Consider the following 12,851-nt stretch of genomic DNA (forward strand, 5'->3'; position numbering starts at 1 on the left):
TTCTTTATTACTAAGGATATCATTATATTTCCACATTTATTAAATTAATGGAGATTGCTAATGAACGGAAAAATAATAATATTCAGGACATTAGCAATGTCACAGGAAATAAATAATTTGCGTTATACCTGCTGATAAAACCAGTTTTCCGGCTCGCTGCTGTTGACCAGGTTTTCCAGAATCTCTTGCTGCATTCCCAGCAATAATCCATTTCCTTCATTGGTCGTTTGACAGCGGCTGGCCTGGCTTTCCAGGTCTGACCAAAGCGCATTGACCTTGTCCTGGTGAGCGGCCGGAAGGTTCGCAAACAGGGATTGAATTCCCTGTGGGCCGGCAGGAATGCCCAAACCGGCTAGCGTGGCGTAACGCTGCTGGCTGTTAACGGCGAGGCGCTCATAAATCTGGATGAGTTTACCGTTCAGCTCATCCAGCTCGGCCGACCGACGGCCAACAATAAGCTGACGTTGCTGCTCCAGCAGGGCGTTAAGCTCGGTGTAGTATTTGCGGTCATCAATCATATCTGCAATTAATTGCTTCACGCCCTGGGCTGATTTGCTCATCACTTACCTCTGATAATATTTCTGCATCGCGTCGGTCAGCTCATCCATATTCAGGCTGATTTTTCCTGCACTGATGGCCTCTTTCATCGCTTCAACACGTGCCATATCAACGTCAGGCATCGCGGCCATGTTCTTCTGCGCCTCACCCAGAACCGGGTCTACCGGGTGAGTTTTTTCGCTGCCTGCACTTTCTTCAGCCTGCGGGCGAGTCTGCGCCGCGGTGTGGGTGCTAAGCGCCGTTACGGCAGAGCTGAACTGGGTTGTATTCACTTTCATCGCTGTTCTCCGGTTGCTCGGTGGTTCTGTTTCTTATTGAGTTGCAGGGTGATTCCATCGGGAGGAAAGCCTCTTTCCCATTCCCTTATCGGTGTAAGGCGGCCCGGCAACAGCGAAACTTTAATCGCAAAATTAAAATTATTTTGTAGTGACGTTGAGCATACGCACCACGCCCGCGTCGGCGACCACGGCGCTGACCACCCGCTGACTGCTTTCGTTTTTCACTTTAATCATTTCGCCTTTACGCCCCTTTTTCATCGCTTCGCCGACGGTTCTCGCTTCAATACCGTCCTGCAGAGCAACCATCAGTACGCGCTGGCCGCGTTCAATCAACACCGGAGAATCAAGGTGCGCGCGGGTGACCGGTTGGTCGGCGCGTAGACGTCGCTTCAGCGTCATGCCGATGGCGTCTTTAGGGTCGGTCAGATAACCCGCGCGGGCAGCAGAAGCCTGAAGTGTTTTCAGCTGAAGATCTGCCTGGGTTAGCACATGCCCGCGCTCAAGTGCGTTTTTGGCGGTGACGACGTTTTGTTCCGCGGCGAGAAGCGTTGTGGGCAATATCAGCCAACCCAACGCGGCAACAAGGCGGAAAGAGAAGAGGAAATGGGGTTTCCCTTTATGGCTAATTAATTTGGTAAAGGTCTTGATATTCATGATGTTATAACTCTGGCACGGTAATTGCTATACAAGGACGTATTCGCGATTTTTCGCCGTTGTTTTTCCATCACGAGGATGTGGGCTGTGAGTATTTCTTTTGACAAAGCATTGGGTGTTCATCCGCAGGCAGTAGCACTTCGACTTTCCCGAGCAGAGCTGCTATCCGCCAACCTGGCTAACGTCGACACCCCAAACTTCCAGGCTAAAGATATTGATTTTGCCGCGGAGATGCAACGTTCAGCGTGGAGTTTTTCAACTGACCCTTCGCCGCAGGAAAAATATCGCGTGCCGTATCAGCCTTCTTCCGATGGCAACACCGTCGCCTTAGACGTGGAGCAGGCTGAGTTTTCAAAAAATGTGCAGGACTACCAGGCAAGCCTGGCATTTCTGAACATGAAGTTTGTTGGCCTGAAAAAGGCTATCGAAGGGAAATAACGGACTCAGGTAACCACGTAAATGGCATTTAACAATATCTACCGTGTTTCAGGCTCGGCGATGACGGCGCAAACCGTTCGCCTGAACACCATCGCCAGCAACATGGCGAACGCTGACGCGCCGTCGGCCACAGAAAACGGCGTCTACAAGGCACGCCGCCCGGTATTCGCCTCGGTTTATCAAAATGATGAGCTGATGGGGAACCGGGCGTTGACCGGGGCAAGAGTGCAGGTGATGGACGTGGTTGAAACCGGCAGCGCGGTACAGCGCTATGAGCCTAACCACCCGATGGCGGATGACCGCGGCTACGTGTACTACCCGGACGTTAACGTGGTTGAAGAGATGGCGGACATGATGTCGGCCTCACGCAGTTTTGAAACCAGCGTGGACGTGTTGAACAGCGTGAAAAGTATGCAGCAGAGCCTGCTGCGCCTTGGAGAAGTGTGAACATGAACGTGAATAACGACACCAGTAACGTTAGCGCCAACGGCAACGGTAGCGTGGCAAATAATGGCAGTGCTGCGGGCATGAACGGCCTGTTTATGCAACTACTTGTCGCGCAAATCCAGAATCAGGATCCGCTCAATCCGACGGACGGCACCGAATATGTCGGCCAGCTGGCGCAACTGACGCAGGTGCAGTCGATGGAAACCATGTCTCAGCTAATGGCCAACAATGCCGTGCTGATGGACAACCTGCAAACGCTGAGTACCGGAAACCTGGTAGGGCAGAAGGTGATGGTACAGAGCAATAGTTTTACTTCCGACGGGACGACGACCGTGGATGGCCGGCTGACGCTGGAACACGCCGCTGGCGTCGTGACTGTGATCGTTAAGGATTCCGGCGGAACTGAACACAAAATCGAGTTGGGCAAGCAGGAGGCCGGGCAGGTTGATTTTGCTATCGATCCTGAGGAGATGGGGCTGGCAGAAGGGAAATACACGCTCAGCGTGGTGACCGATACCGGGGAAGAAACCGTGCCGATTGAGCTTGGCGGCATCATTAACAATGTGCGCATCCCGCTGGACGGCAGCGCGACCATGCTCAACATCTCGGGCCTGGGTGAAATTGCTTACAACTATATCAGTCAATTTGGACAATCTGCCCCTGCCGGTAAGGCATGAGTCAGGGACAGTAAACATCATCAGGAAGACATTCTATGAGCTTTAGCATTGCAACCTCCGGCCTTAACGCCATCACCGAACAGCTGAATGCGATTTCTAACAATATCGCCAACTCCGGCACCGTAGGCTTCAAATCTGGTCGTGCGGAGTTTTCCGCCCTGTATGCGCAGAGCCAGCCGCTGGGCGTGGGTGTGACCGGTATCACCCAGAGCATTACCCGTGGCGGGGCTATCAATGCCACCGGTAATGGCCTGGATCTGGCTATCTCCGGCAACGGTTTCTTTGTGGTGCGCGACAGCGCAGGGACAACGGCTTACACCCGTGCAGGCTATTTCGGCACCGACAGCAGCGGCAACCTGATCAACAACGCCGGCATGAACCTGCAGGGCTACCCGGTTGACGCCAACGGTGTGCTGCAGGTAGGCAATGTCGGCAATTTGACCATCAGCAGCGGCTCTATTGCGGCGAAGGCCACCGACAGCCTCGATTTTACGGCCAATCTGGACGCTCGCGCGGAGAAGCCTGCGACGGCCAAGTTCGACCCAAAAGACAATACCTCTTATAACAACACCTACGCGACGCAGGTCTATGACTCTCTGGGTCGCGAACACACCATTAACCAGTACTTTGTCAAAACCGACGAAAATACCTGGGAAGTCTACTACTACATGGACGACCAGCCGATGACCAGCCCGGCGAGCAAAACCCTGACCTTTAGCGAGCAGGGCATTCTGAGCACGCCTAATGGCGCCGTGAAGATGTCGATTGATATTCCCGGCGCCCAGTCGCTCACCCTCGACCTGAACTATAACGGCACCACGCAGTATGGATCTGATTTTTCGGTGAGTAAGAACAAAGGCAGCGGTTATGCGTCCGGTGAGAAAACCGGGCAGCAGATTGATGAAGATGGTTCGGTGTATGCCACGTTTTCTAACGGCGAGCGCATGCTCCAGGGGCAGCTGATTTTAGCCAACTTTGCCAATCCTAACGGCCTGGCCGCGCAGGATGGTACCACCTGGATGCAAACCGCAGCATCAGGAACACCGTTGACCGGTGCGCCAGGTAGTGGCCTGCTCGGCGCGATTAAAGCCGGTGCGCTGGAAGCGTCTAACGTTGACCTGACCTCTGAGTTGGTTGGCCTGATGAGCGCCCAGCGTAACTACCAGGCGAATACCAAAGTCATCAGCACCAACGACAGCATGATGAACGCGCTGTTCCAGGCCTTGTAATGGACCACTTAATTTATACCGCCGTCAGCGGTGCAAACCGCAGCCTGTCCCAGCAGCAGATCCACGCGAACAACCTGGCTAACGTCAATACCCAGGGATTCCGCAGCGATCTGGAAAGCGCTCAGGCACAACAGATTGAAGGCGCAGGCTATGACTCGCGCTATCTGGTGCAGCCGACCAACGGCGGCATTGATATGACGCCGGGCGCGATGAAGCAGACCGGTCGTGACCTCGACGTTGCCCTGCGCGGGAGCGGCCTGATTGCCCTCGGCAGCGGCAATCGTGAAGTGTATACCCGCAACGGGCAAATCGACGTTGGCCCGGAAGGTGACCTGACGATTAACGGCCTGCCGGTGGAAGGGGACAACGGCCCCATCGTGCTGCCGCCTTTCTCACAAATTTCCATTGCCCAGGACGGGGTGATCAGCATTGTGCCGGACGACGGCGGCCCTGCCGTACCGGTAGAAATCGATCGCCTCAAGCTGGTGGATATTCCGGCCGGGCAGCTGCAGAAAAACAGCGCCGGATTCCTCGTTACAAACGCGCTGAACAATCCGCGTAACGAAGAAGTGATGGTGGCCTCCGGGCATCTGGAAAGTGCCAACGTTTCGGCCATTAGCGAGATGGTGTCCAGCATTGCGCTGAACCGTCAGTTCGAAGCGCAGATCAAGATGATGAAAGCGGCGGAAGATCTGGCCACGGCCGGTAATCGCCTGCTGCGCGGTAGTTGATAACAAGGATAACGAACGATGAATCCAGCTTTATGGGTAAGTAAAACCGGGCTTGCGGCGCAGGACGCCAAAATGGGCGCGATTTCTAACAACCTCGCCAACGTCAATACCTCCGGGTTTAAGCGCGACCGCGTGATGTTCTCGGATCTGTTTTATCAAAACCAGCGTGCGCCCGGCGGCCAGCTCGATCAGAACAACACCGCACCAACCGGCATCCAGTTCGGCACCGGCGTGAAAATCGTTGGCACGCAGAAAGAGTTCTCCACCGGCAACATCCAGAACACCGGGCAGGATCTGGACGTGGCAATTACCGGCCAGGGGTTTTTCCAGGTGGAAACGCCGGATGGTGAAATCGCCTATACCCGCGCGGGTAACCTCCAGCGCAACCAGGAAGGTGTGATCACCAACGCCGCTGGCCTGCCGCTGGTACCGCAAATTGAGCTTCCGGCTAATACCAAAGAGATCCAGATAGCGAAAGACGGCACGGTGATGGCGCTTGTAGGCGGTGAAACCGATCCGGTTGAGCTGGGGCAGATTACCCTGGTGAACTTTGTCAATCCGGCCGGCCTGGAAGCCGTGGGCGGCAATCTCTATCGCGAAACCGCTGCCAGTGGTGACGCGGTGGAAGGGATCCCAGGTGAAGAGGCATTTGGCCAGCTGGAGCAGGGTTCGCTGGAAGGATCTAACGTGCAGGTCGTTGAGGAGATGGTGGACATGATTACCGTCCAGCGCGCCTACGAAATGAACGCCAAAATGGTGTCCGCCGCCGACGATATGCTCAAGTTTGTCACCCAGACGATGTAATGATGGGTCAATGAAGTGAAGAGAGTCATGAAAAAGCAGTGTGTTATCGGTTTACTGGCATTGATGTTGGCCGGGTGCGAAAGCCCGGCTTTGCTGGTACATAAAGACGATGCGGCCTATGCGCCGCCGGAAGATTTTGTCATGCCGGATACGGCGGTGCAGGGCGGTGGCGTCTATAACGGCGGCTACAACTGGTCGCTGACCCAGGATCGCCGCGCCTACCGCGTGGGCGATATTCTGACCGTGCGTCTCGATGAGTCAACCCAGGCCAGTAAACAGGCGCGAACCAACTTCGGCAAGAAAAACGACGTCACGCTTGGCGTGCCGCAGGCATTCGGCCACTCGGTCGATAAGCTAAGCGGTTCCGTTGACGGTGAGCGCAACTTCAACGGCAATGCCAGTTCCCAGCAGCAAAATAGCCTGCGCGGTTCCATTACCGTCGCGGTGTTCAAAGTACTGCCCAACGGTATTCTGGCGGTGCGCGGTGAAAAGTGGCTCACCCTTAACCAGGGGGATGAGTACATGCGTGTCACGGGCCTGGTCCGTGCCGATGACGTAGAGCGTGATAACACCGTTTCTTCTCAGCGCATTGCTAATGCCCGTATCTCGTATGCAGGCCGCGGCGCGCTGAGTGACTCGAATGCAGCGGGCTGGCTGACGCGTATCTTCAACCACCCACTATTCCCTATCTAACCGGAGCCGACGATGCGTAACGTGGCGCTTTTCCTCTCGCTCCTGTGGAGTACCTGCTCACTGGCTGAAACGCTGGGTAACATCGTGGATATTCAGGGGGTGCGCGGTAACCAGCTGGTGGGCTATAGCCTGGTGGTCGGCCTTGACGGCTCTGGCGATAAAAACCAGGTGAAGTTTACCAGCCAGTCGGTGACCAACATGCTGCGGCAGTTTGGCGTGCAGCTGCCAACTAAAATTGACCCAAAGGTGAAAAACGTGGCTGCGGTGGCGATCAGCGCCACGCTGCCGCCGGGCTACGCTCGCGGGCAGTCGATTGATGTGACCGTTTCTTCCATTGGCGACGCAAAGAGCCTGCGTGGTGGCACGCTGCTGCTCACCCAGCTTCGGGGCGCCGACGGCGAAGTCTATGCGCTGGCGCAGGGCAACGTGGTGGTGGGCGGCGTGAAGGCGGAGGGAAACAGCGGCTCCAGCGTCACCGTGAACACGCCAACGGTAGGACGCGTGCCCAACGGCGGCTCTATCGAGCGCGAGATCCCAACTGATTTTCAGGACAACAGCCAGGTGATGCTTAACCTCAAGCGCCCAAGTTTTAAAACTGCCAATAACGTGGCGGTAGCGCTGAACAGCACCTTTGGCGCAAACACGGCCGTTGCGCAAAGTGCGACTAATGTTGCGGTGCGTGCGCCGATGAATCCGGGCGAGCGCGTGCGTTTTATGTCGATGCTGGAAGACGTGCAGATCAACGCCGGGAAACAGCCGCCGCGAGTGGTGTTTAACGCGCGTACTGGCACGGTAGTTATCGGTGACGGGGTGGTTGTGCGCGCGGCCGCCGTCTCTCACGGCAACCTGACAGTGACCATTCGCGAAAGCAGCAATGTTAGCCAGCCGGGTGCATTCAGTCAGGGGCGAACAACGGTGACGCCGGACAGTGACGTCAACGTCAATCGCGGGCGTGGCCAGATGGTCACTATTCCTGCCGGTACCAGCCTGCGCAGCATTGTGAGCACCATTAACAGCCTCGGTGCCGCGCCGGATGACACGATGGCGATTCTGCAGGCACTGCATGAAGCCGGTGCGCTGGATGCCGAACTGGTGGTGATTTAAGGAACCCAAATGATCAATTCGATTAACCGACAGCAAACCGTGCTGCCTGGCGATATGACCGGCCAGGTGAAGCCACAAAATGTTGAGCAGGCGGCCGAACAGTTTGAGGCGATGTTCCTGCGCTCAATGATGCAGCAGATGCGCAAAGCCTCGGATGCGATGGCCGCCGAGGACGGCCCGTTTAACAGCAAACAGCAGCGCATGATGCGTGACTTTTACGACGATCGCCTGGCCACCGAGCTGGCTTCGCAGCGCAGCACCGGCATTGCCGGGATGATTATTGCCCAACTGGCACCTGGCGACGTTAAGGAAGGGGCGAAAAGTGCCGCTATACCTCAACAGCCCTCAGAACTAGCGACCCCGGTCATCCCCGTGATGCGTCGCGGTCAGGAGTCATAAAACATGAGCATAATTAATATTGCCTACAGCGGCCTTCAGGCAGCCCAGACGGGGATGAGCGTCACCTCGATGAACATCGCCAACCTGCTGACGCCCGGCTACAGCCGTCAGGGTATGCTGCAAAGTGCTATTGGCCCGATGGGGCAGGTTGGCCTTTCCGGCGGCAACGGCGTGCAGGTGGACAGCATTCGCCGTATCTCCAGTCAGTACCTGGTCAATCAGGTCTGGCAGACGAATACCAAAGCCAGCTATTTCACCTCGGGGCAACAGTATCTTGGCGCGCTGGAAGAGGTGATTGGCACCGATTCAACGAGCCTTGGCAACGGACTGGATGAGTTTTTTGGTGCCCTGAGCGCGATGACCACGCAGCCCGAATCCCCCGCGCTGCGTCAGCAACTGTTAAACCAGGCCAACTCTCTGGCCACGCGCTTTAACAGCATGAATGATTTCATCAACAGCCAGAAAAACTCACTGTCTACCCAGCGTAATGCGGCGGTAGACAGTATCAATTCACTGAGTTCTGGCATCGCCAGCTATAACCAAAAAATCATCGAGCTGGAATCCACTGGCGGTAATAGCAGCGTACTTCGCGATCAGCGCGACGAACTGGTGAAAAAACTCAGCGAACTGGCGGATGTAAAGGTCACTGAAGACGGAAGCGGGAGCTATACCGTGGCGCTGAAAGGCGGCCAGCCGCTGGTCAGTGGTAAAACGGCGGGTGAATTGAAAGCGGGCGTGGATGCCAATGGTAACAGCACGCTTAGCCTGAAGTTTTCCACAAGTGAGTTTAACCTCAATCCGTCAGCCGGCGGCCAACTTGGTGCGCTTTATGACTATGAAACGACCACGCTGAAAGAGATGCAAAGCGCGATTCAGGGCATGGCAGAAGCGGTGGCCGACCTGTTTAATAATCAGCTGGCACAGGGGTTCGATCTTAACGGCAACCCAGGCAAGCCGCTGTTTGTGTTTGACCCGAGTAATAGCGCAGGCATGCTGCAGGTCACCGATCTCAAGCCTGATGAGATTGCACTGTCCGGTGTAGCAGGTGAGCCCGGTAACGGCGATAACCTGCAGCAGCTTATCGAACTGAAAAACAGCAAAACGAACATTGGCGGCCTTGGCAACATGAGCCTCAACGAGGGCGCAGCGGCGATCATTTCCCGCATCGGCATTGCCAGCCGCCAGAACAAAACTGAACAGGAAGCAGCGATCGCCGTGGCTAATCAGGCCCAGACCCAGCGCGACAACCTGAGCGCGGTCAATGAGGATGAAGAGGCGATCAACCTGCAAATCTATATGCAGTCCTACCAGGCTAACCTGAAAGTTATCGCCACCGGCGACCAAATTTTCAGCGATCTGCTTAATCTGTTCTAACGAGGCCTGGAGAAAATACTATGAGAATCAGTAGTCTTTATAACTCTTCACAGATGCTTAGCCAGTTGGGCAAAAACAGCGAGAGCATCGGCAAGCTGATGCAGCAGCTTGCCACACAGAAGCGAATCAACGTCCCGTCGGACGATCCGGTGGCCGCCAGCCGTCTCGTGCAGCTTAACCGCGAACAGTCGGCAATCCAGCAGTACCAGAGCAACATCACCAGCATCAGCGGGACACTGGCCAGCCAGGAATCTCATCTGCAGGCGATGAACGATCAACTTCTGGCGCTGAATGACAAGCTGCTTGCCGCCGCCAACGACACCAACAGCCAGCAGGATATGGCGGGTTATGGCGCAGAGCTTGAGTCAATGCTTGATTCGCTGGTGGCATCGATGAATGCGCAGAATGAAAACGGCAGCTATCTTTTTGCCGGCACTAAAACCGGGACTAAGCCGGTGCAGTGGGATCAAGCCTCTAAAACGTTTGTGTTTGCCGGCAATGATGGTTCGCGTGAAACCACCGTCGCGAACGGTGTCAACATTAAAGAAAATACTAACGTGGCTGGGGCATTTTCTAGCGGCAGCGACGATCTGGACATGCTGAATAAGCTGAAAGCGCTATCCCAGAAGATGCAGGATCCGGCCATTCCGGCCGCGGATTATAAAAGTGAAGTCACCGGGATGTTGGACTCTGCCAAAGCCACGCGGGATAACGTGTCGGCGATCTTTACCGATGTAGGCGGGCGGCAGAACCGTTTAACCTTACTGAGTGATGCGCATACCGATGTCAGCGCGGCAAACGACCAGGTAGTACGCGATCTTTCCTACAGCGACCCCGCTACGGCGACGGTGAATCTTCAGCTGTATATGAATTCGGTGCAGATTTCCAACCAGGCTTACAGCATGATCAGTAAGCTCTCTTTATTTAGCGTGATGTAGCCATGCAGGTTGGTTTAGCCACAACAACATCCTCCCAGACTGCCGCGCTTAATCGTGGCAATATTGGCGCGCCGCAGTCCGTCCAGCAGCGTAAAGTCGAAGAGACTATTTCATCCCGCAGCCCGTTCCCTGAGGCAGCGTTACTCTCCACTCGCCCGCTGCGTTATAACGTTCAGCTCAACCAGCAACTGACGGCGGTGCAGCAGGCAGACAGCTTCCTTTCCAGCGCAGAAACGCAGCTTTTGCAATTACGTCATGCAGCCAGTCAGGGGAAAGGGCAGGCTCAGGCGGTGGGCCTGGAGCGATTGCTGTCGCGTCGAGAGCAGCTTTCCGGCGGGACGGTCGATCGCCAATTCAACATCAGGTTGCAGAATCAGTCGCAGGTGAATTTCAGCTTACCGGGCAGCGAGAAAATCCTGACTTCTCCCGGTGGGGAAACGCTGGTCTTTATGCTGGGGGGCGCGAAGCGAGAGCTGGCCGCTGTTGCGCTGCCGGAAGAAGGATCGCCGCGTACCGTTTTGACCCGTCTTAACGTTGGGCTGGGGCGCATGGGCATTCACGCCAGCCTCGACAGAAGCGGGCAGGTGAATTTCAGCGTGGATGAATCCCGCTGGGAGCAGGTCAGCCAGCAGCTCAGCGTGCGGGGGGAAGGGCATAATTTCCCCGCTGATGCGTTTACTTTGCTTTCGGTTCAGCCTGAGAAAGCGCATCATGAAGCGCTGGTGCAGCTGGCGGCCCGCCCGGACAGCAGCCGCGACGCGCAAATGGGGCTGCAGCAGGCGCTGGAGCAGATAACGCAGCAGCGTGGCAAGCTGCGAGCGCATCAGGATCGCGTCCGGTCTCGTATTGATGAGATGGCCACGCCGTATAGCTCACAGCAGGCGCAAGACACGGCGCGGGCGTTAGGCAACGTGCTGGAAAAAAGCGGCGACAGTTTTACCACACTTAACCGTGCTCTGGGGGCGCAGGCAAACGTGCAGCTCGCGACGGTGAAGAATTTACTCGGGTGATTTTTGTCTGCCTAAAAACGCTTTAGCTACCCGCTGCAGGGCGGGTAGTTGCCACCGGGTTTATTGAGTGAGGCATTAATATTTTGTTTTTATCATCTGGCCTTTATCGTTTATATGGTATTTCCCATCGTAAACACCGAAAAACACATTGTTATGTCTGTCCGTCGATACCGTGAAGGCTTTGTTTTTTTCAATGCAATTTAACGGGGGTGGCATATCTTTAAAACATAACCGATCATATTTTCCCTCAGCCATGTAGCCGTCGCCGAAATACCAGAATATAACGGTGTAGTCACCAGAGGAGGATGGTTTTGGTATGCTATATTTTTCTTTTAACATATCTTTTTTTTGTTGCCACCAAATTATTTTCCCCTGTTCCGTAAATGGAAAGTTTTCAACTAATACATCACTGTAATTAGCTTCTTGATGCACGGCTATAATCTCTACCGGGCGAAGCGTTATCCATAGGCCCCAGGTGGATAACGCACAGGCAGCTAAAAAGATCAGGGCAATTTTTTTATTTATTACTGTCATTTCGCCCTCCGGTGATAGTAATTTTGGCTTCCATATTGGTCATAAAGGGCTTGAATTTAAACCGGCTGTAGCGCTGGAGAATAAACCAAATGCCGAAAAACCGGAAAAATTTGAATTTCACTTTTGAAATATCATCGCCATCCAGCCCAAAGTGATCCTGCACGGTGTAGCGAACCACGGCGTGATAGCGATCGTTCTCAATCTTGAGGGAATCAATGTGGATATGTGTTGCCCATGTGTCATGCACGGTGATGCCGAGGCCATTAAAGTTATCCTGAAATCGATCGAATTTTGGTAATTTTCCACGCATAATCTCTGTCTTTAACGCATTATATTCACTGACGGGATAATATTGATTATCCCAGTCAATTTTTTTGTTAAGAATATTTTTTAGAAGTAAACGAGTACTGTTCTCCGTCCGGTCATTCAGAATATGCTCCTTCAAGGCGCTATCCAGTAAGGCATGGCGAAACGGTAAGCCGCAGCCCTTTTGCAGATGGGTAATCATCTGGCCGATCAGCACGTCGTAAGGGGGAACGAACGCGAACAGCCTGGCCCGGTGCCGCAGCTCATCAAAAAGAATATCTGCACACTGCCACGTGGTCAGCATCTCCCCCTCATCCCGGGAGCCATGGAATCTCGAATGCGGCTGACTGAAAGGGCTAATTTTGGTCAACGTGTAAGGATCGGCCCTGGAAGAAACATCCACCAGCTTAAACCGTGCCTTTAGCTTGATGTCGGACAAGTCGCCGTAGCGCATATCGTCGGCCTGGTAGTCATTCATCTTTTTCTGGGTTTTGAAAATCGTGCAGGGAAAGCGGAGTGCGGGCATCAGTACGCTCCTTGTGTATTGTTGTCGTGCTCATCGTGAGCGCCGCTTATCATAATTTGCGGTCGTAGGTAGCGTAATTAAAATCGGCTTCCTACTGAGGGAATTAAGACGATAGACAGGTTTTCAGACCTGTTAAAAAAGTGTGAGGCCG

17 protein-coding genes are annotated in these 12,851 nt (G+C 54.5%); 12 read left to right on the forward strand and 5 right to left on the reverse strand.

Features of this window, described 5'->3' with window-relative positions; genetic code table 11:
• Window positions 1-122: 122 nt before the first annotated feature.
• The 3 genes from flgN to flgA all read right to left on the reverse strand — a co-directional run bounded on the left by flgN (window position 123) and on the right by flgA (window position 1,490).
• Window positions 123-560, reverse strand: a complete 438-nt coding sequence (gene flgN / locus LH23_RS10865; protein WP_039291034.1) for a flagellar protein FlgN — start codon at window positions 558-560, stop codon at window positions 123-125.
• A gap of 3 nt (window positions 561-563) precedes the next feature.
• Complete coding sequence (flgM, locus tag LH23_RS10870; RefSeq protein WP_039291036.1) at window positions 564-836, reverse strand: flagellar biosynthesis anti-sigma factor FlgM; 273 nt, start codon at window positions 834-836, stop codon at window positions 564-566.
• 138 nt (window positions 837-974) lie between these two features.
• Entirely contained in the window at window positions 975-1,490 is a 516-nt protein-coding gene (gene flgA / locus LH23_RS10875) for a flagellar basal body P-ring formation chaperone FlgA (RefSeq protein WP_052050189.1), read from the reverse strand.
• 87 nt (window positions 1,491-1,577) lie between these two features.
• Here flgA and flgB point away from each other — a divergent pair, with 87 nt between their 5' ends.
• Genes flgB through LH23_RS10935 form a run of 12 tightly spaced genes read left to right on the forward strand, consistent with a single transcriptional unit; the run spans window position 1,578 to window position 11,334 of the window.
• On the forward strand, window positions 1,578-1,928 hold the full coding sequence (flgB, locus tag LH23_RS10880) for a flagellar biosynthesis protein FlgB (RefSeq protein ID WP_038474859.1): 351 nt from the start codon (window positions 1,578-1,580) through the stop codon (window positions 1,926-1,928).
• A gap of 21 nt (window positions 1,929-1,949) precedes the next feature.
• Entirely contained in the window at window positions 1,950-2,375 is a 426-nt protein-coding gene (gene flgC, locus LH23_RS10885; RefSeq protein ID WP_039291039.1) for a flagellar basal body rod protein FlgC, read from the forward strand.
• The gene (gene flgD, locus LH23_RS10890) at window positions 2,372-3,052 is read left to right on the forward strand and encodes a flagellar hook assembly protein FlgD (protein WP_039291041.1); all 681 of its coding nucleotides are present in this window, start codon (window positions 2,372-2,374) and stop codon (window positions 3,050-3,052) included. Before flgC ends, flgD begins: the two co-directional genes overlap by 4 nt.
• 35 nt (window positions 3,053-3,087) lie before the next feature.
• Complete coding sequence (gene flgE, locus LH23_RS10895) at window positions 3,088-4,281, forward strand: flagellar hook protein FlgE (protein WP_039291043.1); 1,194 nt, start codon at window positions 3,088-3,090, stop codon at window positions 4,279-4,281.
• The gene (locus LH23_RS10900; protein ID WP_039291045.1) at window positions 4,281-5,012 is read left to right on the forward strand and encodes a flagellar basal body rod protein FlgF; all 732 of its coding nucleotides are present in this window, start codon (window positions 4,281-4,283) and stop codon (window positions 5,010-5,012) included. The genes flgE and LH23_RS10900 overlap by 1 nt, the downstream gene beginning before the upstream one ends.
• Window positions 5,013-5,030: 18 nt before the next feature.
• Complete coding sequence (gene flgG / locus LH23_RS10905; RefSeq protein WP_039291047.1) at window positions 5,031-5,816, forward strand: flagellar basal-body rod protein FlgG; 786 nt, start codon at window positions 5,031-5,033, stop codon at window positions 5,814-5,816.
• Window positions 5,817-5,843: 27 nt separating this feature from the next.
• A complete protein-coding gene (gene flgH, locus LH23_RS10910; protein WP_039291049.1) occupies window positions 5,844-6,509 on the forward strand; it encodes a flagellar basal body L-ring protein FlgH in 666 nt (221 codons plus the stop codon).
• Between the two features lie 12 nt (window positions 6,510-6,521).
• Entirely contained in the window at window positions 6,522-7,613 is a 1,092-nt protein-coding gene (locus LH23_RS10915) for a flagellar basal body P-ring protein FlgI (RefSeq protein ID WP_039291052.1), read from the forward strand.
• A 9-nt stretch (window positions 7,614-7,622) separates the two neighbouring features.
• Window positions 7,623-8,012: a rod-binding protein gene (locus LH23_RS10920; protein WP_039291053.1), complete on the forward strand. Its 390-nt coding sequence runs from the start codon at window positions 7,623-7,625 to the stop codon at window positions 8,010-8,012.
• Window positions 8,013-8,015: 3 nt separating this feature from the next.
• Window positions 8,016-9,386, forward strand: a complete 1,371-nt coding sequence (gene flgK, locus LH23_RS10925; RefSeq protein ID WP_039291055.1) for a flagellar hook-associated protein FlgK — start codon at window positions 8,016-8,018, stop codon at window positions 9,384-9,386.
• Window positions 9,387-9,406: 20 nt separating this feature from the next.
• Window positions 9,407-10,324, forward strand: a complete 918-nt coding sequence (flgL, locus tag LH23_RS10930; protein WP_071842712.1) for a flagellar hook-associated protein FlgL — start codon at window positions 9,407-9,409, stop codon at window positions 10,322-10,324.
• Window positions 10,325-10,326: 2 nt separating this feature from the next.
• Window positions 10,327-11,334, forward strand: coding sequence for a hypothetical protein (locus LH23_RS10935; RefSeq protein ID WP_039291057.1), 1,008 nt, complete (start codon window positions 10,327-10,329; stop codon window positions 11,332-11,334).
• A gap of 75 nt (window positions 11,335-11,409) precedes the next feature.
• Here LH23_RS10935 and LH23_RS10940 read toward each other — a convergent pair whose 3' ends face one another.
• Both LH23_RS10940 and LH23_RS10945 read right to left on the reverse strand, forming a co-directional pair.
• Window positions 11,410-11,868, reverse strand: a complete 459-nt coding sequence (locus tag LH23_RS10940; protein ID WP_039291059.1) for a DUF943 family protein — start codon at window positions 11,866-11,868, stop codon at window positions 11,410-11,412.
• Window positions 11,852-12,700 carry a YPO3983 family protein gene (locus tag LH23_RS10945; RefSeq protein ID WP_039291060.1) on the reverse strand — a complete coding sequence of 283 codons (849 nt, stop codon included), beginning with the start codon at window positions 12,698-12,700 and terminating at the stop codon, window positions 11,852-11,854. The genes LH23_RS10940 and LH23_RS10945 overlap by 17 nt, the downstream gene beginning before the upstream one ends.
• Window positions 12,701-12,851: the final 151 nt, after the last annotated feature.

Origin of the sequence: Cedecea neteri (assembly GCF_000758305.1) — a bacterium.
In the GTDB taxonomy this organism is placed as follows: Bacteria; Pseudomonadota; Gammaproteobacteria; order Enterobacterales; family Enterobacteriaceae; genus Cedecea; species Cedecea neteri_C.